Origin of the sequence: Roseobacter sp. TSBP12 (genome assembly GCF_009129705.1) — a bacterium.
GTDB lineage: Bacteria > Pseudomonadota > Alphaproteobacteria > Rhodobacterales > Rhodobacteraceae > Celeribacter > Celeribacter baekdonensis_A.
In genome coordinates, this window is sequence record NZ_PYIB01000060.1 from 20,837 (window position 1) to 44,738 (window position 23,902).

The window sequence follows — 23,902 nt, forward strand, 5'->3', positions numbered from 1 at the left end:
CAATCAGGCGATCAATCCAAGATCAACATGTGTTCGGGCCGCGCGGCACCCCCCGGCGGGATGCCGCGTCTGGATTATGCGCCGTAGATCGGGAAATCGGCGCAAAGTTTGCGCACGTCTGCGAGAACCTCGGCTTCGACCGCGGCGTCCCCCTCGGGATTGTCCGACAAGGCGTTGAGCACGCGCAGGATCAGCGAGCCAATCTGTTCGAACTCGGCCTCTTTGAACCCACGTGTGGTGCCCGCAGAGGTGCCCAGACGCACGCCGGAGGTCACGAAAGGCTTCTCCGGGTCGTTCGGGATCGAGTTCTTGTTACAGGTCAGACCAGCCCGTTCCAAAGCGATCTCGGCCACTTTGCCGGTCACGCCTTTTGGGCGCAGATCGACGAGAACCATGTGACAATCGGAGCCGCCAGAAACGATGCCCAGACCGCCGACTTTGAGAACGTCCGCCAGAGCTTTCGCGTTCTCGATCACCTGACCGGCGTAGTCCGCGAAGGACGGCTGAAGCGCCTCGCCAAACGCCACGGCTTTCGCTGCGATGACGTGCATCAGCGGGCCGCCCTGATTGCCCGGGAAGACGGCGGAGTTCAGTTTTTTCGCAATCGCTTCGTCGTTCGACAAGATCACGCCACCACGCGGACCGCGCAGGGTCTTGTGGGTGGTGGAGGTGGTCACATGCGCGTGCGGCACCGGGTTCGGGTATTTGCCGCCCGCGATCAGACCGGCATAGTGCGCCATGTCGACCATCAGGTAGGCGCCCACTTCGTCGGCGATCTTGCGGAAGCCTTCGAAGTCGATGACGCGCGGGTAGGCAGAGGCGCCGGCCACGATCAGCTTCGGCTTGGTTTCGAGCGCTTTCTCACGCACCTTTTCCATGTCGATCAGGTGGGTTTCAGGGTCGACCTCATAGGAGACGACATCGAACCATTTACCGGACATGGTCACAGGAGACCCGTGGGTCAGGTGACCGCCGTGGGCCAGCGAAAGACCCATGATACGGTCGCCCGGTTGCAGAAGGGCGAGGAACACAGCCTGATTGGCCTGTGCGCCGGAGTGCGGCTGCACGTTGGCGTATTCGGCACCGAACAATTTCTTCAGGCGCTCAATGGCCAAAACTTCAACCTTGTCGACAAACTCACAGCCACCGTAGTAGCGCTTGCCAGCATAGCCTTCGGCGTATTTGTTGGTCAGCACAGAACCTTGCGCGGCCATCACGTCCGGGGACACGATGTTCTCGGAAGCGATCAGTTCGATCTGGGTTTGTTGACGGTCGAGTTCCTCACCAATCGCGGAAGCAACATCGGCATCGGCGATCTCGGGTCTTTGCAGGCGGTCAAACATGCGGAAAATCCTTCGGGGTCAAGCGAGTTCGGCGGCGAGTTCTTTCGCACCGGTCTCAAGGGTTGAGGCAAGGAAAGGGGCGAAGCTGTTCCAGACATCCATGCGGAAACTGGTCTCGGCATCGCGCCAGAGAACGACGGTGGCACCGTCAAAAAGCGTGCGGCGCGCCTGACCCACCTTGATGGTGGAAATGTCGCGCGGACAGCCAATGCTCATCAGGTCAGCGGCGTGCGGGCCTTCGATCTGAAAGGTGATCTCGCGTCCGGTGATTTCGGTCATCGAGTGCGGCAACGACGGGGCGAGGGTCGCCAAAGCGCCTTGCACCTTTTCGATCTGATCGAGCGGCACAAGCAGGGTCCACTCATCAGGGCCGAGGCACACAACCTCAATCCCGTCAGTTTTGGCGCAGATGCCAATTTGGGTCGGCAAGCTGACGCCAATGGCCTTGCCGATCGCCGCCAGATCGCCGCGCGCGCGCAGCGAAATCCGTCCGGTCATTGGCGTGACGGCCACATGGGCAGCCGCGGTATCCACCACGACCGATGGAGCCAGAGAAGAGATATGCTTGGACATGTCTGACCTCCAATCAGATTTTCAAACGAGCGTTTTCAGGATCGACAAAGACGGTCCCGGTGACTTTCGCGGCAATGGTCCGGTCGGGCATCGGGATATAAACCGTCTCGCCCATTTTCGAATGGCCACCTTCGACCAACGCCAATGCGATCGGGTGATCCGTTGTGCCCTGATGATAAGACGAGGTCACGTGACCGACCATTTTCATCGGGATGGGCTGGTTCGGATCCAAGACGATCTGGGCCCCTTCTTCGAGACAGGACTGGTCCTCGGTCACCAGACCGACAAGCTGTTTGCGGTTCTTCGCGACGAGATCGGGCCGCTTCAGCCCGCGCATCCCAACAAAGTCGGCTTTCTTGGTGCCAACCGCCCAACCCATGCCCGCGTCATAGGGGGTCACCGTACCGTCAGTGTCCTGACCGACGATGATGTAGCCCTTTTCAGCGCGCAGCACGTGCATGGTTTCTGTCCCGTAGGCGGTGATGTCATATGCCTGACCCGCGTCCCACAGGGTTTCCCAAAGTGCGCGACCGTAAGGGGCGGGCACGTTGATCTCGAAGCCGATCTCGCCGGTGAAGCTTACGCGCCACAGACGCGCGGGATAGCCCGCAACCTCAACTTCGACGCAGGACATGTGCGGGAAATTGTCTTCGGTCAGGGCGAAATCCTTGACGAAGGGCTGAAGCAGTTTCGCGGCATTCGGTCCGTTCACCGCAACGGTGGACCATTGCTCTGTGGTCGAGGTGAGCCAGACATTCAGGTCGGGCCACTCGGTTTGGAGGTAGTCTTCCATCATCGTCAGCACCCGCGCAGCCCCACCGGTGGTGGTGGTCACGTGGAACCGTTCGTCGGAAATGCGTGCGATCACACCGTCGTCGCGAATATATCCGTCATCGCCCAAAAGAAGACCGTAACGGCACTTGCCCGGTGCAAGTTTCATGAACGGGTTGGTGTACATGCGGTTGACGAATTCGGCCGCATCCGGCCCGACCACTTCGATCTTGCCCAGAGTGGAGGCATCAAAGATGCCCACGGAAGCCCGCGTCGCTGCACATTCGCGCGCCACGGCTTGATCCATGGTCTCACCCGCTTTCGGGAAGTACCGCGCCCGGCGCCACTGGCCCACGGGTTCAAACACGGCTGCGTTTTCTTCGGCCCAACCGTCGATCTGGGTCTTGCGGACCACTTCGAAATGATCGCCGCGGTGATAGCCCGCGAAGGCCCCAAAGGTGGTCGGCGTGTAGGGCGGGCGGAAGGTCGTGAGACCCACCTGCGGTTGCTTTTTGCCCAGAGCGTCGGCGGCGATGTTCAGGCCGTTGATGTTGGACATCTTGCCTGATCGGTTGCCATGCCGTTGGTGGTGTAGCGTTTCACATGCTCGATGGAGCGCATGCCCTCGCGCACGGCGAGACGCAGGTCTTTTGCGGTCACATCGTTTTGGAAGTCGACAAAAGCTTTCGCTTTGCCCGCGCTGCGATCGGTCGGCAATTCGCGCATGGTGACGCCTGTGCCGACGCGGTCGTCCGCGACGGTGTAGTCAGAGACCGTGGCCTCGACACCCAGTTTGCTCAGCGCTTCAACAACACGTACAGACCCGTCTTTGAGCGCGGCTTCGACGCCCCAAAGTCCGCGCGACGCGCCAGTGATGATGCAGTCTTCTGGTGTATCCTTGGGCAGGAACGTGGTCAGATCGTCGTCCCAGATCAGGCTGCCCTTGGTGTGCGAGAACAGGTGCAGCGACGGGGTCCAGCCGCCAGACATCAAAAGCGCATCGCATTTGATCCACTGGCCATTGCCGACATGGGTGCCGTTGAGCGGGTTCACTCGCACCGTGTTGATGCGCAGACGACCGCCGGTCGCCGTGACCGTGTGGCCAAGTTTGACCGGGATGCCGCGGGTGCGGGCCTCGGCCTGAAGATCCTGACGCACTTGCGGCCGGGTATCGACAATGGCCTGCACATAGGCACCAGCCGCCTGAAGATCAAAAGCTGCGTACCACGCGCTGTCATGCGAGGTGACGACGACGGGGCTTTCCCCGACTTTGACGCCATAGCGATGCAGGTAGGTCTGCGCGGAGCCAGCGAGCATCACGCCCGGACGGTCGTTGCCATGGAACACCAGCGGTTTTTCAAGCGCGCCCTGCGCCAGAACGACCTGTTTCGCACGCACGCGCCACATTCGCTCGCGCGGTGTGTCTGCGGGCAGGGTCGGCAGGTGGTCGGTCAGTTTCTCGACCATGCCGATCATGTTTTCGTGGTAGTAGCCAATCGCCGTGGTCCGGGTCATCAGCTTGACACCGGCCTCTTTCAGGGCGGCCAACTCGTCTTCTAGCCAGGTCCACGCCGATTTGCCGTCGATCTTGGACTGTGGTTCGGACAAAAGTGTCCCGCCCATTTCCGAATTCTCATCCACCAACACGACCGACAGGCCTTTGCCCGCAGCTTCGCGTGCGGCGGCAATCCCGGCGGGACCCGCACCCACGATCAGCAAATCGCAGTAAAGATAGCGCGAGGCATAGGTGTCCGGGTCTTCTTCAGACGGCGAGACACCGAGACCGGCCGCGGCGCGGATGAACGGCTCATAAACCTTGTCCCAAAAGGACCGCGGCCACATGAAGGTTTTGTAGTAAAAGCCCGCCGAAAACAGCATGTAAGCGGCGTCATTGACGGCGCCCACGTCCCATTTCAGGCTGGGGAATTTGTTCTGCGAGTTGGTCTCCAGGCCGTCCCAGATTTCCTGCACCGTGGCGCGGGTGTTCGGTTCGAACCGGCCCGGCCCGCGGCGCGTACCGATCAGCGCGTTCGGCTCTTCGGACCCGGCGGCGATGGCACCGCGCGGACGGTGGTATTTGAACGACCGGCCCATCAGGTGCACGCCATGGGCGAGCAAGGCAGAGGCGACGGTGTCGCCTTTCAGGCCTGTGTACGGTTTGCCGTCAAACGTGAAAACGACGGGTTGGGAGGCGTCGACGCGACCGCGTCCACGAAGGCGATGTTTGCTCATTTGCTTTCCTCCAGAAGCTTGGCCAAATCCGGACGCGGTTCGCCAGCTTTGTAGGTGATGTAGAAACGGTCGGTGATCGTATTGCGCACCGCGTTGAAGAACCGGCCACAGCCATGGGCATGGCGCCAGCGTTCGAAATGCGGGCCTTTCACGTTGTCACGAAGGAAAAGGAACGCTGCCCATTCTTCGTCTGTCTGCTCCGAGGGGGACTCCGGACGGACAATATGGGCTTCACCGGCATAGGCGAATTCCAGTTCGGGCAGGGTTTCGCCGCAATAGGGACAATGAATCTGAATCATTTTATGTCTCTCCTTAGTGGGCCACGGCGGCGGCGGCGGCTTCGTCGATCAGCCGGCCGGTGCGGAAACGATCCAGCGTGAAAGGCGCATTGATCGGGTGCGGTTCGTCTTTGGCCACGGTCCACGCAAGCGTGTGGGCTGCGCCGGGTGTGGCTTTGAACCCGCCGGTGCCCCAGCCACAGTTGACGTAGAGGTTTTGCACCGGGGTTTTGCCGATGATCGCGGAACGATCCGGTGTGTTGTCAACGATGCCGCCCCATTTGCGCAACATGCGCATCCGGTTGAAGATGGGGAAAACCTCGGAAATCGCGGCAACCGTGTGCTCGATCAGAGGCAAACCACCCCGCTGCGAATAAGACACGTATTGGTCGGTGCCGGAGCCGATCACCAATTCACCTTTGTCAGACTGGCTGCAATAGGCGTGCACAGCGTTCGACATCACCACACAGGGGAAGATCGGTTTGACCGGCTCGGAGACCAGCGCCTGAAGCGGCGTGCTTTCAAGCGGCAGACGTACACCAGCGGTTTCCATCACCATGGAGTTGTGACCGGAGGCAGAGACGGCAACCTTTTTGGCTTTGATAAAGCCCTTCTCGGTTTCGACCCCGGCGACGGACCCGTCAGGGTGGCGGCGGATCGCGGTGACGGCACAGTTTTGGATGATATCCACGCCACGCTCGGCGGCACCACGGGCATAACCCCAAGCCACGGCGTCGTGACGGGCGGTCCCGGCGCGTTCTTGCAACGCACCACCCATCACCGGGTAGCGGGCATCGGGCGCGATATTGATGGGCGGACAATATTCCTTGCACTCTTGCGGGGTCAGCCAGCGGTTGTCCACACCGTTCAAACGGTTGGAATGCACGTGACGCTTAAAGCTCTGCACGTCATGCACTGTGTGGGCCAGCATCAGACAGCCGCGGTTGGAATACATGACGTTGTAGTTCAGTTCCTGGCTCAGGTCCTGCCACAGGTCCAGCGCGTGGTCGAACAGACGCGCGCTTTCGTCGTAGAGGTAGTTCGAGCGAATGATCGTGGTGTTCCGGCCCGTGTTGCCGCCCCCGAGCCAGCCTTTGTCGATCACGGCGACATTGGTGATGCCGTGCTGTTTGGCCAAATAGTAGGCGGCGCCAAGCCCGTGACCACCAGCCCCGACGATGACGACGTCATATTCGGTTTTCGGCTGGGAGTCCGGCCATTGCTCGGTCCAGTTTTTGTGCCCGGTCAGGGCGTTCTTAACAAGGTTCAGTGCATTGAAGCGAGTCATCGTGCAACTTTCTCTGCGAGAGAAGGGATTGGACGATGATTGCGTCTTCAACGGGCGAATAATCGGATATTTGCGCCACAGATGGTGAAGGTATGCGTCATCGTCACGTTTTTGTCGTCTTAGTCGAAAATCCTAACGGGTCGGGCCTGTTCTAATCTGGATACTGCATAGAATTTTGGCATAATCTCCCTTAGTTTTATTGGTTTTTGGCCACAATTGAGATCGACTCGAGGCCAGTGTCCAAGGCGCGACCCATTCCGCGAGAAACATCTGTAGAGGGGCGTAACTCTGCGACGCAGCGGGGAGGGGCGGTCCTGTTTGCACGTGCCGCATTTGTCCTATGGTGGGGGCGTTATGGTTTTAGCGGCGGCGCAAGATTTCAATACCAACATGATCTAGGCTGGCCTGAATCGGGGCCGAGGGTTTACGCACAGTGACGCGCACCGAGTTCACCGAGCTGAATTGGCTCAGAACCGCCTGTGCAATGCGTTCCCCCAGCGTTTCGATCAGGTTGAACGGGCCGCTGTCTGAGGTGGTTTGCGCCAGTCGGCACAGGGCATCGTAACAGGTGGTGAGGTTGTAATCATCCGCCTCACCCGCAGGGGCAAGATCAAGTTCACAAGCCAGATCAATGTAAAACCTTTGCCCGATGCGTTGTTCCTCGGGCATTACACCGTGAAAGCCGTAGAGGCATAGATTGCTGATAAAAATCCGGTCAGACATGGGGGCCTCGACGAAAGAGCAGGGGGGAAGGAATGAAAACGCCGCCGGCATATACATCCGGCGGCGAGAGTGGGGCGGGGGAAAAGCCCTTTAGATCAGCGCGGTTCTGAGGCCAGACCACGCCAGATGGCGACACACATGACCAAAAGCACCACTGTAAAGGGCAGGCCAGTCGAGATCACCATGGACTGCAAAGTCCCAAGACCACCGGCTGAGAGCAGCAGGACGATGGCGACGATTCCTTCGAAAAGGCACCAGAACACACGCTGCGGCACGGGCGCATCCACCTTACCACCGGCGGCGATGGTGTCGATCACCAGAGACCCGGAGTCTGAGGAGGTCACAAAGAAGACGATGACCAGAATGATCCCGATGAAGGAGGTGATAGAGGTCCAAGGCATGGCGTCGAGCATGGTGAAGAGCTGTAATGGCAGAGCGGCTTCGGCCACGGCGGTGTAGCCGTCACGGACAACCTGGCTGATTGCGGATCCACCAAAGACGGACATCCAGGCCACACAAACGAGAGACGGCACGAGCAGCACGGAGATGATGAATTCGCGCACGGTGCGACCACGAGAGACGCGGGCGATGAACATCCCCACGAACGGTGACCAGGAAATCCACCAAGCCCAGTAGAAGGAGGTCCAGCCTTGAGCAAAGTTGACGTCTTCACGACCGATCGGGTTCGACAGCGCTGGCAGGTATTTAAGGTAGGCGCCAAGGAAGTCGAGCATGTCAGTGGCCAAGAGCAGCGTCGGCCCGGCGATGAGAACGAAAGCCCAGAGCAAGAAGGCGACGCCCATGTTGATCTCGGAGAGCAGTTTGACCCCGGCTTCGAGGCCACGGATCACGGAGAACAAGGCGACCGCAGTGATGCCACAGATCAAGATCACCTGAGACGTGTCGTTGATCGGCATTCCGAAGAGTTTGTTGAAGCCAGAGTTTGCCTGAGCAGCCCCAAGCCCGAGAGAGGTGGCGAGACCGAACAGGGTCGCAAACACGGCCAAAATGTCGATGATGTGACCCGGCCAGCCCCAGACGCGTTCCCCGAAGATCGGGTAAAAGGCGGAACGGATCGTCAGCGGCAGACCCTTGTTATAGGAGAACAGCGCAAGGCTCAGGGCCACGATGGCGTAGATCGCCCAAGGATGCAGGGCCCAGTGGAAAATAGACGCAGCCATGCCGAGACGGATCGCTTCGGCTTCGTTGCCAGCTGCGGCACCCAATGGGGCCCAGTCGGTGCGAATACCGTTTTCGCCGACGACGACGCCGCCCAGAGACGAGGAGAAGTGGCTCAGCGGCTCCGACACACCGTAGAACATCAAGCCGATGCCCATGCCAGCCGCGAAGAGCATCGCGAACCAGCTTGTATAGGTGAAATCGGGTTTGGCATCTGGGCCACCCAAACGGATTTTGCCGTAGGGGCTGATGACGATCACGAGGCAAAGGATCACGAAAATATCCGCTGCGCCGATAAAGAACCAGTCGAAACCTTTGGTTACGAAAGAAAACACCGCGCTGAACGTCGTGCCAGCCAGTTCGGGAAACAGCAGTGTGAAGACAACAAATGCGATGACAGTCAGAGCCGAAATCGGGAAAACCGGATTGTGCAGGTCAAAGCCGAATGGCCCGAGAGTGCCTTCGATGTTGTCCTGACCAATGTCGTAATCGGTGTCGATGGCGCTCTCTGGTGGCGCCTCGTGGGGCGTTTGTTCGGAATCATTTGGGGCAGTCATGGATATCCCTCCATTGTCGGTTATGCGGGTAGGTCCCGCCGTTAGGTCTCTTGATGGACCTTTGTTCAAAATTTACGGGCGCGCGTGCCATGTGGCGAAGCTCAGCAAAGCACTGACACGCGCGACGAAACGTGAAGTGTTAGAGTTCGACCTCGACATCGGACAACGGCGTCGAACAGCAAATCAGAATTTTGCCTTGATCAATTTCGCGTTTGCGAATGCCGCCACCGTGCTGCATGTCGACCTCTCCTGAGAGCAATTTCGACTTACAGGTGCCGCAGATGCCGCGCTGACAAGAGGACATCGGCAAAAGCCCCGCCTCTTTTGCCGCCGACAGGATGGTCATGCCGGGGCTGACCACGACAACATGTCCGGTTTTAGGGAAGCTGACGCGATAGGTGTCGCCGCTGATCTCTGGCGCAGAGCTCGGTTCCTCAATGGTCCCAGCCGTTTCGGCACCGAAATCAAAACTTTCCTCGAAATACTGGTCCATGTTGAACCCGACGTCTTGGAGCATGGCGCGCACGCCTTCCATGAACCGTGCAGGACCACAGCAGAAGATTTTCCGCTCTTTGTAGTCTGAGGACATCATGGCCAACATCTGAATGTTGAGCCGCCCGATATAGCCGCTCCAGCTGTGATGCGCCGAGGTGGTGTCACAGGTGAATGCAAGACGCAAAGTCGGGTTCTGGCTGGCCAGAAGCTCGAGTTCCTTGTGAAAAATGATATCTGACGGGCTGCGCGCGGCATGAATGAAATGCAGATCATACGGCTCTGACAAATCACAGGCGGTGCGTGTCATCGACATCATTGGGGTGATGCCGCTGCCTGCAGAAATGAACAGGAGCTTTTCTTCTGCGTTGGCGTCGGTGGTGAAATCCCCCGACGGGCCGATGACGTTGATCTCCTTGCCCGGCAGCATGTTGTCATGCAGCCAGTTGGACCCCGGCCCGCCCGGAACACGTTTGACCGTGATCTCGATCCGGTAGGGGCGCGCCGCAGAGGCGGAAATCGTGTAGCTGCGCGTGACCATGCCGTCGACCGGCAGTTCAAAGGTCATGTGCTGACCTGGGTAGAACCGGAAATCGCGCGGTTCACGGGCAGAGAACACGAAAGTCTTCACGTCATGCGTTTCCTGCCGGACCTGGCGGCAAACGAGAACATCGTCCACCTCCGGGTCCCACATCGGTACGCCTGTCGCTTCGGTCAGGTTTTCGTTGCTCGGCGCGCTCATTCTGCCGCTGCCGTGGTTTGGGTCTGATCGAAATACGCTTTCAAACGCCCGATGTACCATGCGGCGAAAGATTCAACATGCGGTTCGGTGAAACGCGAATACGGCCCCGGCTGATACCCCAACTGTGCGCTGCCCAACTGCGCAAGGCGCACGAGATCGGCATCTTGTTGGTTGGTGTAGGTCCAGACCTGTGTGAGATTGTCGAGGTTGTAATCCTGACCTTCGATTGCATCTTTATGCACAAGCCAAGTGGTCCGCACCAAGGTGCGATCCGCGGACAAGGGGATCACAGAGAAGGTGACGATGTGATCCGACATGAAGTGATGCCAGGAATTCGGATGGGTCCAGAAGCTCAGGCCGCCAAGTTTGGCATTGTCAAACTTGCCCAGAAGTTTCTTGGAGGCGACCTTGGTGTCGACGGTATGGCTTTCGCCTTCCCACATCAACGGCAAACGCATGGTGCGGAACCCCGTGACATCGGACAGGTGTTCTTCCTCAGAGGAAGGCAGGCCGCATGCTTCCCACTTGGCATGGCTGTCCCGAACATCCTGCGCGTATTTTTCAACATCGGCGGAGCGGCGTTCGTCCAACTCGTCAGGGGAGAAACCAAAGCCGAATTCGGACAGCGGTACAGTCAACTGCGGGTGGTTGCCTTCGCAGTGGTAGCACTCGCGGTTGTTTTCCAGCGTCAGCTTCCAGTTGCCTTCCTCAATCAATTCAGATTGGAAGGCCACTTTGGTGTTCTTGATGTCATGCGGTGCGATGTATTTTTCCATCGTTTCCGCCATGCGGTCCATATCCGTCGGGGCGTCTTTGGCCAGACAGATAAAGATCAGGCCCGCAATGGAGCGCACATGGACTGTCCTCAGGCCATGGCAGGATTTGTCGAATTCCTTGCCCATGTGCTCCGCCAGGATCAGTTCACCATCCTCATTGTAGGTCCAGCCATGATAGCGGCAGACGATGTTGCCGATGGTGGTGGATTTCTCATCCACAAGCTTGGCTCCCCGGTGGCGACAAACGTTGTGGAACCCACGGATCTCTTCGTCATCGCCACGCAGCAGTAACACGGAGACTTTGCCAATCTCGACCGTGATGCAATCGCCCGGCTCGGGCAGTTCCGGTTCGGTGCCCACAAAAATCCAGTGGTTGCCGAAGATCACCTCAATATCGAGGTCCAGAATTTCGGGGGAGTTGTAAAACGGCGCTTCGAGGCTTTTGTAAGCCGCGCGACGTTCGACCAGAGCGGGGATATTAATGGGATCACGCATAATCATGGACCTCGGCTACAGTAGATGGCTGGGAGAAGGGGGATCGGTGGAGCGGCTGTGCCATGCGATCCGAATGAGAATTCAAAAGAGCGTTTGTGCCACCTGTTCTCTGGAAAACGTCGAGGCATAAGCTGGACAAAAGAGAGGCGATTTGTCTCATCTCGAAGGAGAACGAAGGCGTGTATGTGTTTCTACAGCTGCGTTGAACATGGCTCTCGCCAAGCTCTCGCGCTGCCGGGAGTGCAAGGCGATCTGCTCCCCCCGCGGTATGCAGGGGTGCCATCCGTATGAACGCATAGGATCTGCGCACCGCGCAGGCTCCGTCAAGGGTTGTCATCTGCACCCCGTGTCTCCCTGTTTATGATGGCAGGTAACCTGCTCTTACGTTTCACCCCCGTTATCTTTGGGTGATCTCGGTATCATTTGAAAATTGCAAAAACGCGGGGAGAAGAGGTAAGTCAAATTGCCGGTACTTTTGCGACAGGGGTGTCCGCGCCCTGCATTTCTTCGAAAACTACGTTCTTTTTATGGCTCCAAAATAAGCAAGTTTGGGGGCAGCAGCACTCTCCTTTCGTGTTTATGTGTTGTTCATCATATGCGCATATGAAGTGCGAATCACGCAAAGGAAAACCTAAGGCGTTCTCTCTCATTGCGCCTATTTGGATGTCATGCGCTCGTGTTGGCCCTTTGCGCTTTCGTATTGTCCCAGACGCTAGGGCAAGTGCACCTTGCACTTGAGGGCGATGGGCTGTTCTCACCCACAAGCGGTGGCGCGGTTGTTGTTGTACTTCTCGGCGACCTCCCCGATCTGACGCACAAGATCGCTTGTAAAGTGGTCATTTGCGAGGAGGGCACGGGTTTTCTTGGTTTGGTGTCAGTTCGAGCGTGTCCGTCACATCCTCAGCCCGCATATTTGTACTGAGTTTCCAAGCGCTGATAGAGTGGCCGTCATCGTCCAAGATGGTGGACAGATACTACCAGCCTCCGCCAATGATTCAGATATAAAAGACCACGCCTCATCAGTGCGTTTTGACGGCGAGTGCGCCTATGAACAAGGTGGGATCAGTGATGACACGATGCACACCCCTCTGAGACGTTCAGAAAGACCGAATATGGCATGTATCTCGCGGGGCTGATCAAAGCAAAGGCGGCGCACAGTCCGCGATAAACCCGCAGGTCGCACCGCTGGGGCGGTGCCAGGTTAGAGGCACATCACCACGCCCAGCACGAAAAGCGCGAGGAAAACGGTTTGCGCCTGCCGAGGTGGCCGTTGTGATTGAAGCCGGGGAACAACGCGAGTCGACGCTGGCCGCGCGAGCGCAAGCGAGGTTTGTTCAGCGCGCCGAAGGCAACTGGTATCTAGGGGATGGCGAGACGTCCGAACAGGAATGCAAGGTGCAATTCGAGCCGCGTCGAATGGAGCCAATTATCCGAGCTATTGCAGCCTTGGCGAACAACAGGGGCGGCGTCGTATTCATTGGCGTTGGCGATCCCGAATGCTGCGTGGTGGGAATGCCAGATACGGTTTTCCAAGATACAGACATCGTCAGGGTCACGGACAAGGCCAAGAGGCTCCTGACGCCGACCCCGAGGCACCTTCAAAACATTCCCGGCGCGCATTGTAGGCAGATGAGACCCTCGCTGCGCCAGAAGTCGACGACCGTGGCGCGATCGTCGAACACGATCCAGGGCTCGAAACCATCGCTGCGCATCCGGGTCAGGAGGGCATGTTTCACCTCAGGGTCACTCATTTCATCCGCGCCGTCAGGGCGCAGGTAGATGCCGTCAAAGGGCAGGTCATTGGCGTGGAGCCACTCGACCGTGCGGTTGACCCAGCCCTCGGGGCGGCCGGAGCACAGGACGATGGCCTCTCCCCCCACCTTCAGGTGACGCAGGACGCGGGCGACCGGGGCGATTTCCGGCGTGGTCGCCATGGCGTCGTGAAAGGCGTCCCAGTGTTTTTCCACCCCATGCACCAATGGGCCGAGGGTGTCGGCGTCGAATTCCGCCAGCGTGCCGTCGATGTCGAAGACTGCGCAGGGGCGGGTGAGTTTGGGGCTGTCAAAGCTCATTTAGAGTTTCCTCAAAGGTGTTGCCCGTCGGACCATGTGCCGGACGGTAGTGAAGGGGGCGGGCGTTGGGCGCACGGGAGCCGACGCTGGGCTGGCCGGTCAACAGCCGCGTGGCGCGAATCACACCGGAATGACAGATCACAACGGGGAGGTTGGATCTGGCCTCGATCAGGCAGGCGGTGAGGGCGGCGTGCACGCGTTGGATCATCTCCCGCCAACCCTCGCCGCCCTCTGGCGTGGCGTTGCGCGGGGGCAGCTCAGGCAGGGGACGGCCCTCATAGATGCCCCAGTCGCGTTCCTTTAGGCCAGGGTGGCTCGTGGCGGGCTGCGCAGGAAAGGCGAGCGTGGCGGTTTCACGCGCGCGGCGCATCGGGCTGGTAAAGAGCGCGAGCGGTTGCGGCCAAACGAGTTGGGCCAGTGCGCGCGCCTGATCCCGCCCCGCCTCGGTCAGTTCGACCTCCAGACGTCCGGCAATGATCTGATCGCGGTTCGCCGTGGTCTCGCCGTGGCGGATCAGCACGAAGGGACGCGCGGGCAGGCGGGGCAGGTCAGAAAAGAGGGGGCTCACAGTGTCACCGTGTCGTGCAGGAAGACCTGTGCCCCAAAGGCGTTTTCGACCAGATAGTCTTCTGGCAGGGTGCAGAAGGTCGGCGCAAAGCGCAGTGCGCCCAAGCGGCGGATCATCGCGATCTGGTCGGAGAGCGGCGGATGCACATTCCAGCGGCGGAAATAGCCGCCCTCGACGGTCTCGATGCCACGGGCGTGAGCGGTCATATGGCCCGTAAAGACCACATGGGCGTCGCGTCCGAGCCGTCCGCTCTCGCGCCAGGCGCGCACATAGGCCCAAGCGGCCCCGCCATCGGCGTTCGGCGTGTCGCAGATCAGGAAACGCGCGGCGTCCAGCGGGCCGCGCTCCAAGAGCGGTGCGATCTCCTGCGCGGATGCGGCGATGGAGTCGGAGGCGAGCGCCGCACGCAAGGCATGGCAGCATTCGGGGTCCAGCAGCACCGCCTCAGGTCCAAACCGACGCATCAGATGCAAGGCCAGCTCGCCCGCGCGCCCAGAAGGCGGCACCGGAAAGAGCACTTGACCAGACAGGGTGTCAATGAGCGCATCGAGATCGGCAAGGCGCTGGGATTGTGGCACGTCGCTCAGGTGATAGGAGCAGTCGATGATTGCGGTGGCGGCCTTTGGCGGCGTATCAAAAGCGAACCAATCGCTCTCCTCCGACCAATCGCCGGAATAGAAAAGCCCCTCGCCAAGATCGAAATGGAACCAGACGCCGCCAAGCGCATGGCCATTGCGCCCGGTGGTCAGGCGGATGCCGTCAATGAGGGTCTCGCCCCGTTCCGGCAGCGCGATCACCTGCGCCGAGGGCGGCAGCGCCTGCGCGGTGCGGCGGGTGGCGTGGATCGGCAGACCCGCCTCCACGGCATAGGCGGCACCGCCGATATGGTCGATATGGTCGTGGGTCACAAAGACCGCGTCGACGCCCTCCAACCACTTGGGGTCGAAATTGGCATTGGCCTCAGGGCCGAATCCACAGTCCAGCAGCCAGCGGTGACACGCGGTGTCGAGTCGCATGGCGGCTGGGCCCTTGTCTCCGATGCCGGAGAGAACGGTGATGGTGCTCATGATCAGGGTCCTGTCAGGCGGCGGCAAAGGCCCATGGCGCAGAGAGCGCGAGGCCGATTTGATCGCCGGGGGTTAGCCGGGTGGCGGATTGCGTGACCAAAGCCTCGCCACTCGCCGCGGTGAGGTTGAGGCGATAGCGCCCGCCGAGGTAGGTGACACGCTCCACACGCGCGCGGATGTCGCCGGTTTCCGCAATGGTGAGATTCTCCGGGCGCAGGCAGGCGAAGGCGGGCAAGGCGGTGTCGGTTTCCACCTTGAGGCGGGCGCCGAGCAGGGTGGCCTCTGCGCCTGTGTCACTCTGGGTCGCGCCGGTGAGGGGGACCACAGCACCCTCACCGATGAACTCGGCAACAAAGCGGCTGCGGGGGCGGGCGTAGAGCGCCTCCGGCGTGTCGAGTTGGACAATCACGCCATTGTTCATCACCGCGATGCGGTCGGCCATGGCCATAGCCTCGGCCTGATCGTGGGTGACATAGACCATGGTGGCCGTGGTGCGGCGGTGGAAGTCGGAGAACACCGCCTGCATTGAGGCACGCAGAGCCACGTCGAGATTCGCCAGCGGCTCATCCAGCAGTACGGCAGTGGGGTCGGAGACCAGACAACGCGCCAAGGCCACCCTTTGCCTTTGCCCGCCAGAGAGGTCGGAAGGCATACGATCACCGTAAGGCTCCAGCGCAGTGGCGGCGAGAGCGGCGTCGATGCGCGCCTCGCGCTCCGCTTTGGACAGGCGGCGGATTTCCAGGGGATAGCCGACGTTGCGGCGCACACTCATATGCGGCCAAAGGGCATAGGACTGGAAGACAAAGCCGATGTTACGGTCCTCAGGCGGCACGTTCAGGCGGCTTGCGGCATTGGCAACCTCGCGGTCTCCGATGCGGATGCTGCCTTTGGTGGGGTGTTCAAACCCGGCCAGCAGGCGCAGCAGGGTGGACTTGCCGCAGCCGGAGGGACCGAGGAGGGCCAGAAACTCGCCATCGCGCATGGTGGTGGTGACGGATTTCAGCGCCGCCGCGTCTCCAAAATGTTTGGCAATATCGGTCAGGGTCAGTTCTGCCATGGCACAACTCCTTTGGGCAGGCGGCGGGAGGTCGCTTGGATCACCGCCATCAGGAACATGACGACAAAGACGATGGTCATGGCGACGGCGGAGGCCATCACCGTCTCGCCGCTGTCGTCGAGGTTGAAGATCACCACGCCGAGCGTTTCCGTGCCCGAGGACCACAGGAGGGCCGAGACGGTCAGCTCGTTGAAGGCGGTGAGGAAGACGAGGATCGCACCTGCCGCCGCCGAAGGGGCGGAGAGCGGCAGGATAATATCGCGCAGACGGCGCGACAGGGGGGCGCCGACCGATTGCGCCGCCTCGTCCATCGAGGGGTCGAGTTGACGCAAAGAAGATTGCACGGGCCGGAACATCACCGCGAAGAACCGCGCCAGGTAGGCGAGGAAAATGATCCAGATGGTGCCGTAGAGGGTGGCCTCGGTGAAGGGCAGGTTGATCAGCAGCAGGATCATCGCGATCGCCAGCACCACGCCGGGCAGGGCATAGGGTAGGTCCAACAGGCTGTCGAAAGCGCGGCCGAGCGGCGTCTTGTGGCGGTCCATCAGCCAGGCGAGCGGCAGGCAGAGCGCCATCAGAAGGGTTGCGGCGCTGATGGAGAGCGCAAAGGAATTCACGAACGCGCGTTGGGTCACTGGCTGTCGGAACAGCACCTCGTGCCAACCAGACAGCGAGATTGTGTCGAGCCTGAGTGGCACGCCATAGGCGGGCACCAAAGAGGTCGCCAGAAGCCCCAACATAGGTAGCACCAGAATGGCGCAGATCACGGCCCAAAGGGCGATTTCTACCGGCAGGCGGGCCTTGCTCAGGGGGATCGCCAGTGGTTGGCCAGTGCTGCCCACCAGATGCACCCGTTGGCGGCGCTGGAAGAAGCGCTGCAACAGGATGCCAAGAGTGGCGACGAGGCCGATCAGGATGGCGAGCACCGCGACCTCGGCCAAGACGGTGGAGCCCATGCTCGCAAGGCGTTGATAAATCAGCGTTGGCAGGGTCGAATAACCGGCGGGAATACCGAGCATCGCAGGGATGCCGAAATTGCCAAGCGCGGTCACGAAGGTGATGGCGATGCCAGCAAGAAGGCTCGACAGGCTCAGGGGCAGCACGATCTGACCCCAGATGCGAAAACCCTTTGCGCCGGAAATGCGGGCGGCCTCGACAACCTCTTGCGGGATGGCGCGCAGGCCGGCGCGTAAAGTCAGAAAGATGATCGAGGTGTGCTGAATCCCCAAGAGGAAAATGATGCCGCCGGAGGAATAGAGAGGCTGCGGTGCGCCGATCGGGGGGGCAAGGCCGAGGGTCTTTAAGAATACCGACGAGGGCCCCAAGACTTGCGTCCAGGATAGGGCGGTGATTTGCGGCGGGATCATCATCGGGATCATCAGGCAAAAGACCAGCGCGCCCTTGCGGCGCAGGTCGGTCAGCGCCACGAGAAAGGCGAAAGTTCCACCGATCAGTACAGAAATCACCGTGCCAAGGCCCGCCGTCACCAACGAATGGCGCAGGGCGGAGAGCGTCGCAGGTTTCGCCACCACCTCGGTGAAAAACCCGGGATTGAGGCTGCCACCTGCGGTGATGCCCTCAAGAAACAGCCGCGCCACAGGGGCCAGCGTGATCAGCACTGCCAGCGCGAGGGCGAGCGACAGCAGCCGGCCCTCGGACCGGCTGCTGCTGGAGTTTGTAGCGACGAGGCTCATTCTGCGCCGAAAAGCTCGGTGAACTTGGCCTTGTTGGCTTCGGCATCCGCCAGCGCCTTGGCGGCGTCAAAGGACATCAGCTTGATCTCTTCGCGCGCCGGAAAACCAGAGGGGACGCCCATGTCGTTGCGCGCCGGGATGTAACCCATGTCGAGGACCAGATCCTGACCTTTCTGGGACAACACGAAGTCGACAAATTTCTGCGCGGCGTCGACGTTTTTGGCGCTCTCAAGGATGGCGACCGGCTCGGTCACGTAGGAAACGCCCTCTTTCGGGAAGACGAACTCGACCGGCGAGCCATCGGCTTTGCTGCGGATCGCGAGGAAGTCGACGACGACGCCATAGGGCTTCTCGCCCGAGGCAACCGCCTTGAACACGCCACCGTTGCCGCCTTGGGCGCGGGCGTCATGCGCAGCGAGGGTGCTGTAATAGTCCCAACCGAGGTCCTTGTCGCCGGTCAGGGTCGCAAGGTGGATGAGGGCCGCGCCGGAATAGAGCGGCGAGGGCATTACGACCTGACCCTTGAGGGACGGGTCGGCAAGATCAGCCCAGGAGGAGGGCTGCATCGCCGCGCCGGAGTTATAGATGATGCCCGTGGTGATCAGCTTGGTCGAGTAATAGTAGCCATCCGCCGAATAGAGCGCCGGGTCATAGGCGGTTGCTTCAGGCGACTGATAGGCCTTGAGCTGACCGGCCTGCGCCATACCCTCAAGGGTCACGGTATCGGCGATGAGCAGGACGTCGGGCTGCGGGCTGCCCGCTTCGATCTCGGCCATCAAACGGGCCATCAGCTGAGTGGTGCCATCGCGGACCCACTCGACTTCGATGCCGGGGTTGGCGGCCATAAAGGCGTCGACGGTCATCTGCGCGTCGGTGTTGGGCTGCGAGGTGTAAAGGGTCAGCGTCTCGGCAAAGGAGGCCGAAGCGGCGAGGGTCAGGGCGGCGGCGGTCAACAGGGATTTCATCCGAGGTCTCCGGTGTTGGTTTTCGTACGAAAGTAATGGCGGCCCTTATTCCCGGAGTCTGAAAACTTTTTATGACATTTTTCCAAATTTATTATTATCTTGCCCGTGGATCCTGAGTGCTGCTAGGAGGCAGAAAGGATTATTCACTTTCAAAGGAAAGCGAATGCGTAAAGAGGAGATGACCCGCCGGCGGGATGAAATCATCGGGCTGTTGTGTGACGTGGGCGAAATATCGGCGGCGGATCTGGCGGCACGGCTCGCAGTTTCGGTGCAGACCATCCGCACCGATCTGCGCGAACTCGATGAGGCGGCGCTGGTGCAGCGACGCAATGGCGTCGTGCGCCTCAGGCAGCCGTCCGAGAATATCGGCTATGCCCCGAGGATCAGTCAGGCGCGCGGTGAGAAGCAACAGATCGCCATGGCGGTGCGGAATCTGGTCAGTGATGGCGCGCGGGTGGCGCTGGGGACGGGCACCACGGTCGAGGCCTGCGCGCGGATTCTGGCGGCTCATCGCGAGGGGCTGTTCGTGGCGACCAACTCGATCCATGCGGTGATCGCGCTACAAGGGGCGCCGGGTGCGGTGGTAACGCTGGCGGGGGGCACGGTGCGGCTGCGCGATCTCGACATGATCGGCACGGCCTCGACCGCTTTTTTTGCCGATTATCTTGTTGATATCGCGGTGTTCAGCTGTGGCGGGCTTTCGGAGGCGGGCGAGGTGCTGGACTACAACACCGAAGAGGTCACCGCGCGAACTGCAATCGCTGGATGTGCCCGCAGGCGGGTCTTGGTGATGGACCGCGCCAAACTGGGCCGCGAGTTGCCCTGCCGCAAGCAGATGGTTTGGGACTACGACGTGGTGGTCACCGGGGCGGCGCTGGCGCCAGAGGTCCTGGCACGCTGCGCCGAGGCCAGTTGCCGGGTCATTCAGGTTTCGGGCGAGGAGTGAGGCCCCGGTGAGGGGGCACCGCCAAGGGTCTGCGCAGGTCCTCGGACAGATGATTTTCCGGCTGATTCTGATAACAGACCGGGCACAGGAATCGGCGGCTCGACAGGGTGCCTACCGAGGTCACGCCGAAGTTGGCCGAAGCCGGATAGGGGCCGCCTGCCAGATACCCGTAGCATGCCAGTTTGTGCGCGTATCAGTCGGCAATGACTTGGCCGCGCATGCTTTGACCGGATTACACGCCTCTTGAACAGAGATGGGGTTATCAAAATGAGACAGTTAATGATGGCGCAGCAGCGGCACGGATCGTGCTAGCGTCTCAAGTCGTGGCCACAGAGCGTGTGATCTGCACGATGGCGTGGGAGATCGGGTCACAGGCCATCTGGTTGCGGAAGGGCTGTGCGACAAGCGGATTTCACCTGCGTCCACGTTCAAAATCGCTATCAGTCTTATGGGATTCGACAGTGGCATCCTGACGGGCTCCGAGAGACCGGAATGGCCGTTCAAGGTCGGTTATCTGGATTGGCGCCCCATATGAACATCGATCAGACGAGAGGTTTTCAGTGTTCCAAGCGGCGGACATTGCATCGGATCGCTTCGTCATGGTCAGATCTCCACAGGCTGACACCAAGGAGACCGTGTCGCTACATGTGTCGCATGAACTGACCTATATCGGGCAGCTCGGGACGGCGAACGAAGTTCAACCCGGTATGGCCGCCGACATTCGGGCGCATCGTCGTGCCAAGCAGATTTATGCACTTTGTGCGACGGAATGCGCGTTTGAATGATTGCTTGGTTTCGCACAGCGATTGGTCTTTGAAGTAGGCGAATATGTGTTTTTCCACCCTTTGGCAGGCGAATGACGAGTGGGTTGCGCCGCGCGAAACCAAATTATCTAGGGCTTGTTGACGCTCATTTGAAGTGAACAAGGGTGGTCGCAGAGGGGTGAAGGCGCGGACGATTTGGTCGGTTTTTCAGGATCTTATCGCGATGCCGCTGTTTTCCCTTAACTTTCCGAAGGCGTTTTGGATCAAATGGCGCAACCTGACCGACAGCGCGGCGCGCAGCCGGTTTGTGTCAAAGGCCCGGTTTGCCAACAGGTGATCGGCGGCAGGCCCGTCGATCAACTCTGGCACGCCGCGTGGGCGCCCCATAGCTTCGCCCTGAGACCCCCTTAGTGTCCTGACCTGAGCGGTGGCCCTTGATGATGGAGCTGTCGATCATGGCGTATTTCAAGTCAGACTGACCGGACAACGCTTTGAACATCCTGAAAAAGCATCGGCCTTGACCCATCGCCGGAAGCGCTTGAACACCGAATCCCAATTGCCGGATTCCTCGGGCAACGTGCGCCATTGTGCCCCGGTTCTGACAATCCACAAAACAGCCTCAACGCACAATCGTGGATCGCGCCCTGTCTGCTTTCCCCTGTTTGCAACCTTGAAGCAAACGTTATGCAATGAGGGGAAGCCTAAACGTCAATAAGCCCTAGGCAAGAGGGCCCAACATGATAGTTTCGCCCGATCACATCCAAAGATTGGTCGGCAGATGATGCCTCATTGCGTTTTAATTATAGAAGACAGGCCAGACATTGCGGCGCGGTTGAAAAATGCTGTGGCGGTGCATGCCAATTTGGTCGTGGGCGATGTCTGTTGGACTTTGGATCATGGGCTGCAACGGCTTTTTGATCTCAAACCGCGGGTTGTTCTCGTTGATCTTGGCCTGCCGGACGGGTCGGGGATCGAAGCGATCAAAGCGGTTGCCGCTGCCGATTGGGAGGTCGATGCGCTGGTCATTTCGATCTTTGGCGACGAGGCCCGTGTGGTCGAAGCGATTCAAGCGGGGGCGCGGGGTTACATCTTAAAGGGGGGCGATCTCGGGCAAGTTGGCGATGATATCCAAACGTTGATTGATGGCGGCAGTCCGATCAGCCCGGCGATTGCGCGCCATGTTTTGAACCTTTTGAGCGATCATGCAGGCATAGCGACGAGCCAAATGGAGATGCTCACCGGGCGTGAAACGGAAATTCTTCGCGCCATCGCACGCGGCTACAAACGTCGCGAAATTGGTGATCAGCTTGGTATTTCTGGCGGTACAGTCGGCAATCACATCACGCAGATTTACCGCAAGCTCAAGGTCAGTTCCAACACTGAGGCCGTCGCACAGGCGGCAAAGAATGGCATGATCTGATGGGAGCGGGCGCGCGGGTTTATGGCGGTGTCGTGGTCTGGATTCTTGCCATGCTCACGGTGCTCTCCGTTGTAGACATCGGAGACATTCGACCGATTGAACACACGATGTTTTTTGATCGTGTTGCCTCTTGCGCGCAACCTGACTGTGACGACCCGGTGCCATTGGACCTGCCATTTTCGACGCCCGCGCGCTACACGCCGGGGATCGAGCATCAGGTTTTGCAGTTTACGGTCCCCTTGGATGAGGTGCCGACACAGATGCAGGCGTTTTTCATTCCCAAGTATAACCATCACCTACAGATCACGGTGAATGGGGCCTTGGTCCACGCGCTGCCGCATCAAAGGCATCCTTGGATGGCGCCTTTGCTGGTCGAAGTGTCGCCTAGCCTTTTGAAGCTGGGCGAAAATAGAGTGATGTTCGATCTGTCAGGTCCGGTACCGGGGCAACTTGATTTGCAGCCTTTTCATTTTGGCGACTTGGAGATGCTGAGCACGCCCTATGACACCCGATTTATGCTCACGCAGGGACTGACACAGTTGGCCTTGGGTTTGATGATCCTGCTCACCTTAGGGTATTTTGTCGTCTGGCTTGCACGGACCAAGGAGCGGATGTTTCTTTGGATTGCTCTGTCCTGTGTGTCGGCCTGTGGCTTTTTGGCTTTACTTGGGACGCATGTCACCGTTGGCGACTACCAAATCTCTCAAAGCCTGCATGCCCTTTTTGTCGCAAGCTACGTCTTGTTCATGTTGAAATTTGTGCGCAGCTTCCTTGGCATCGCGCCTTTGCGCAGCGAGCGGGTGCTGCCGTGGTTGATCTGTTTCGGTATTTTGGTCGCGTTTCTGTTGCCCATGCAATACGTCTATCCGGCCACCATGGCGGTCAATTTATGCGCCGCAATCGCCGGTCTCGTTACCGTTGCGGTTATGTGGCAGCATCGCCATTCGGTGCCAAAAATCGACTTTCTGATCTTTTTCCCGGCGCTGTCCCTTGCCCTTGCGCTTGCCTTTGACGGGTTGTTTTTAGTGTTGACCCACTCGCAGGCCCGCAGCATGAATTTGCTGCATCTGATGCCGCTTTTGACCGCGCTGGTCTGTCTCTGGCTGATCCTGTCGCAATTGATCCGAAGCCTGTCGGCGCATGCAGAGTTGGCCGCGACATTGCACAGTACGATCGCCGAAAAATCAGCGCAGCTTGAAACAAGTTTCAACGAATTGGCCACGGTGAGAAAGACCCAAACAATCAGTCAGGAACGCAGCCGCATTTTGTTGGAACTGCATGACGGGGTAGGGGGCCAATTGGTCAACACGCTGGCCTATATGGAAAGCCAATCCATCGACGACCCGACCCTGCGCACCGCTTTGGAGGACGCCCTGCGCGATCTGGCCTTGATGATGGACAGCATCGAAAGCCAGGACAGTCTGGCCACGCTCCTGGGCATGATGCGCACACGGCTTGAGGGGCTTTTGGCCAAACACGGTGTCAGCTTTGAGTGGCAAATCCAGGACGAGCCACTCTGGCCGACTGAAAACCCGTCTGACAATTTGCACATCGCGCGGATCGTGCAAGAGGCGATCACCAATGTGATCAAACACGCGCGTGCCAGCACGATTACGGTCTATGCCGACCACCGGCGGGTCGCGGTTTCGGATGATGGTCTTGGGTTTGACGTTGGTGCCGCCCAAAGTGCCGACAGGCCCCGTTATGGTCTGACGGGGATGCGGCGGCGGGCATCAAAAATTGACGCAAATCTGTCCATTCAAACCGGAGAAACCGGAACAACCGTTTCCATTTTACGCGTTGAAACATAAGGGCTTGGGTTAAATTTAGTGGCGCTCACGCACCTGTGCTTTCTGCGCCACATGTGTGAATCCACATATAGATCGACAGGCGAGATGGC

General features: G+C 59.7%; 20 protein-coding genes and 4 pseudogenes. 6 read left to right on the plus strand and 18 right to left on the minus strand.

Annotated elements, in window-relative coordinates; translation table 11 throughout:
* Nucleotides 1-74: 74 nt before the first annotated feature.
* From glyA to C8029_RS17605, 9 genes and pseudogenes are all read right to left on the minus strand, one after another.
* Nucleotides 75-1,343 (minus strand): serine hydroxymethyltransferase, encoded by a 1,269-nt coding sequence (gene glyA / locus C8029_RS17565; protein ID WP_152003398.1) that lies wholly within the window; start codon nt 1,341-1,343, stop codon nt 75-77.
* An 18-nt stretch (nt 1,344-1,361) separates the two neighbouring features.
* Complete coding sequence (locus C8029_RS17570; protein ID WP_009572620.1) at nt 1,362-1,916, minus strand: sarcosine oxidase subunit gamma; 555 nt, start codon at nt 1,914-1,916, stop codon at nt 1,362-1,364.
* Between the two features lie 13 nt (nt 1,917-1,929).
* Nucleotides 1,930-4,919: pseudogene (locus tag C8029_RS17575) on the minus strand (sarcosine oxidase subunit alpha).
* A complete protein-coding gene (locus C8029_RS17580; protein ID WP_009572618.1) occupies nt 4,916-5,218 on the minus strand; it encodes a sarcosine oxidase subunit delta in 303 nt (100 codons plus the stop codon). The pseudogene C8029_RS17575 and the gene C8029_RS17580 overlap by 4 nt, the downstream one beginning before the upstream one ends.
* Nucleotides 5,219-5,231: 13 nt before the next feature.
* Nucleotides 5,232-6,485: a sarcosine oxidase subunit beta family protein gene (locus C8029_RS17585; protein WP_009572617.1), complete on the minus strand. Its 1,254-nt coding sequence runs from the start codon at nt 6,483-6,485 to the stop codon at nt 5,232-5,234.
* A 360-nt stretch (nt 6,486-6,845) separates the two neighbouring features.
* Complete coding sequence (gene folB / locus C8029_RS17590; protein WP_009572616.1) at nt 6,846-7,208, minus strand: dihydroneopterin aldolase; 363 nt, start codon at nt 7,206-7,208, stop codon at nt 6,846-6,848.
* A gap of 95 nt (nt 7,209-7,303) precedes the next feature.
* On the minus strand, nt 7,304-8,944 hold the full coding sequence (locus tag C8029_RS17595; RefSeq protein WP_009572615.1) for a BCCT family transporter: 1,641 nt from the start codon (nt 8,942-8,944) through the stop codon (nt 7,304-7,306).
* 139 nt (nt 8,945-9,083) lie between these two features.
* Nucleotides 9,084-10,178 (minus strand): FAD-binding oxidoreductase, encoded by a 1,095-nt coding sequence (locus C8029_RS17600; protein ID WP_009572614.1) that lies wholly within the window; start codon nt 10,176-10,178, stop codon nt 9,084-9,086.
* Nucleotides 10,175-11,449: an aromatic ring-hydroxylating oxygenase subunit alpha gene (locus C8029_RS17605; RefSeq protein ID WP_009572613.1), complete on the minus strand. Its 1,275-nt coding sequence runs from the start codon at nt 11,447-11,449 to the stop codon at nt 10,175-10,177. The genes C8029_RS17600 and C8029_RS17605 overlap by 4 nt, the downstream gene beginning before the upstream one ends.
* 1,272 nt (nt 11,450-12,721) lie before the next feature.
* On the opposite strand from C8029_RS17605, the pseudogene C8029_RS23025 reads away from it, so the two are divergent.
* Nucleotides 12,722-13,024, plus strand: a pseudogene (locus C8029_RS23025) (ATP-binding protein); the annotation flags it as partial.
* A 23-nt stretch (nt 13,025-13,047) separates the two neighbouring features.
* Here the strand turns inward: C8029_RS23025 and C8029_RS17615 are convergent.
* The 6 genes from C8029_RS17615 to C8029_RS17640 are packed head-to-tail and all read right to left on the minus strand — an operon-like array spanning nt 13,048 to nt 18,872.
* A complete protein-coding gene (locus C8029_RS17615) occupies nt 13,048-13,521 on the minus strand; it encodes a phosphatase domain-containing protein (protein ID WP_009572612.1) in 474 nt (157 codons plus the stop codon).
* Complete coding sequence (locus tag C8029_RS17620) at nt 13,511-14,089, minus strand: histidine phosphatase family protein (protein WP_009572611.1); 579 nt, start codon at nt 14,087-14,089, stop codon at nt 13,511-13,513. The genes C8029_RS17615 and C8029_RS17620 overlap by 11 nt, the downstream gene beginning before the upstream one ends.
* Entirely contained in the window at nt 14,086-15,156 is a 1,071-nt protein-coding gene (locus tag C8029_RS17625) for an MBL fold metallo-hydrolase (protein WP_009572610.1), read from the minus strand. Before C8029_RS17625 ends, C8029_RS17620 begins: the two co-directional genes overlap by 4 nt.
* Before the next feature lie 13 nt (nt 15,157-15,169).
* Nucleotides 15,170-16,213, minus strand: coding sequence for an ABC transporter ATP-binding protein (locus C8029_RS17630; RefSeq protein ID WP_152003400.1), 1,044 nt, complete (start codon nt 16,211-16,213; stop codon nt 15,170-15,172).
* A complete protein-coding gene (locus tag C8029_RS17635) occupies nt 16,201-17,907 on the minus strand; it encodes an ABC transporter permease (protein ID WP_009572608.1) in 1,707 nt (568 codons plus the stop codon). Before C8029_RS17635 ends, C8029_RS17630 begins: the two co-directional genes overlap by 13 nt.
* On the minus strand, nt 17,904-18,872 hold the full coding sequence (locus tag C8029_RS17640; RefSeq protein WP_009572607.1) for an ABC transporter substrate-binding protein: 969 nt from the start codon (nt 18,870-18,872) through the stop codon (nt 17,904-17,906). Before C8029_RS17640 ends, C8029_RS17635 begins: the two co-directional genes overlap by 4 nt.
* A 163-nt stretch (nt 18,873-19,035) precedes the next feature.
* Between C8029_RS17640 and C8029_RS17645 the strand changes: the two genes are divergently transcribed.
* Nucleotides 19,036-19,818 (plus strand): DeoR/GlpR family DNA-binding transcription regulator, encoded by a 783-nt coding sequence (locus C8029_RS17645; RefSeq protein ID WP_009572606.1) that lies wholly within the window; start codon nt 19,036-19,038, stop codon nt 19,816-19,818.
* Here the strand turns inward: C8029_RS17645 and C8029_RS22535 are convergent.
* Nucleotides 19,793-19,975 (minus strand): annotated as a pseudogene (locus C8029_RS22535) (hypothetical protein); the annotation flags it as partial. The gene C8029_RS17645 and the pseudogene C8029_RS22535 sit on opposite strands and share 26 nt — an antisense overlap.
* A 186-nt stretch (nt 19,976-20,161) precedes the next feature.
* Between C8029_RS22535 and C8029_RS23030 the strand changes: the two are divergent.
* Together C8029_RS23030 and C8029_RS17660 are read left to right on the plus strand one after the other, a co-directional pair.
* Nucleotides 20,162-20,332: pseudogene (locus C8029_RS23030) on the plus strand (penicillin-binding transpeptidase domain-containing protein); the annotation flags it as partial.
* An 85-nt stretch (nt 20,333-20,417) separates the two neighbouring features.
* Nucleotides 20,418-20,603 carry a hypothetical protein gene (locus C8029_RS17660; RefSeq protein WP_152003401.1) on the plus strand — a complete coding sequence of 62 codons (186 nt, stop codon included), beginning with the start codon at nt 20,418-20,420 and terminating at the stop codon, nt 20,601-20,603.
* Between the two features lie 186 nt (nt 20,604-20,789).
* Here the strand turns inward: C8029_RS17660 and C8029_RS23150 are convergent, their stop codons facing one another.
* Nucleotides 20,790-20,969, minus strand: a complete 180-nt coding sequence (locus C8029_RS23150) for a hypothetical protein (protein WP_152003402.1) — start codon at nt 20,967-20,969, stop codon at nt 20,790-20,792.
* Between the two features lie 78 nt (nt 20,970-21,047).
* Complete coding sequence (locus C8029_RS23155; protein WP_009572604.1) at nt 21,048-21,272, minus strand: transposase; 225 nt, start codon at nt 21,270-21,272, stop codon at nt 21,048-21,050.
* Between the two features lie 88 nt (nt 21,273-21,360).
* Between C8029_RS23155 and C8029_RS17675 the strand changes: the two genes are divergently transcribed.
* Nucleotides 21,361-22,002 carry a LuxR C-terminal-related transcriptional regulator gene (locus C8029_RS17675; RefSeq protein ID WP_009572603.1) on the plus strand — a complete coding sequence of 214 codons (642 nt, stop codon included), beginning with the start codon at nt 21,361-21,363 and terminating at the stop codon, nt 22,000-22,002.
* Nucleotides 22,002-23,813, plus strand: coding sequence for a sensor histidine kinase (locus tag C8029_RS17680; protein WP_009572602.1), 1,812 nt, complete (start codon nt 22,002-22,004; stop codon nt 23,811-23,813). The genes C8029_RS17675 and C8029_RS17680 overlap by 1 nt, the downstream gene beginning before the upstream one ends.
* Nucleotides 23,814-23,902 lie beyond the last annotated feature (89 nt).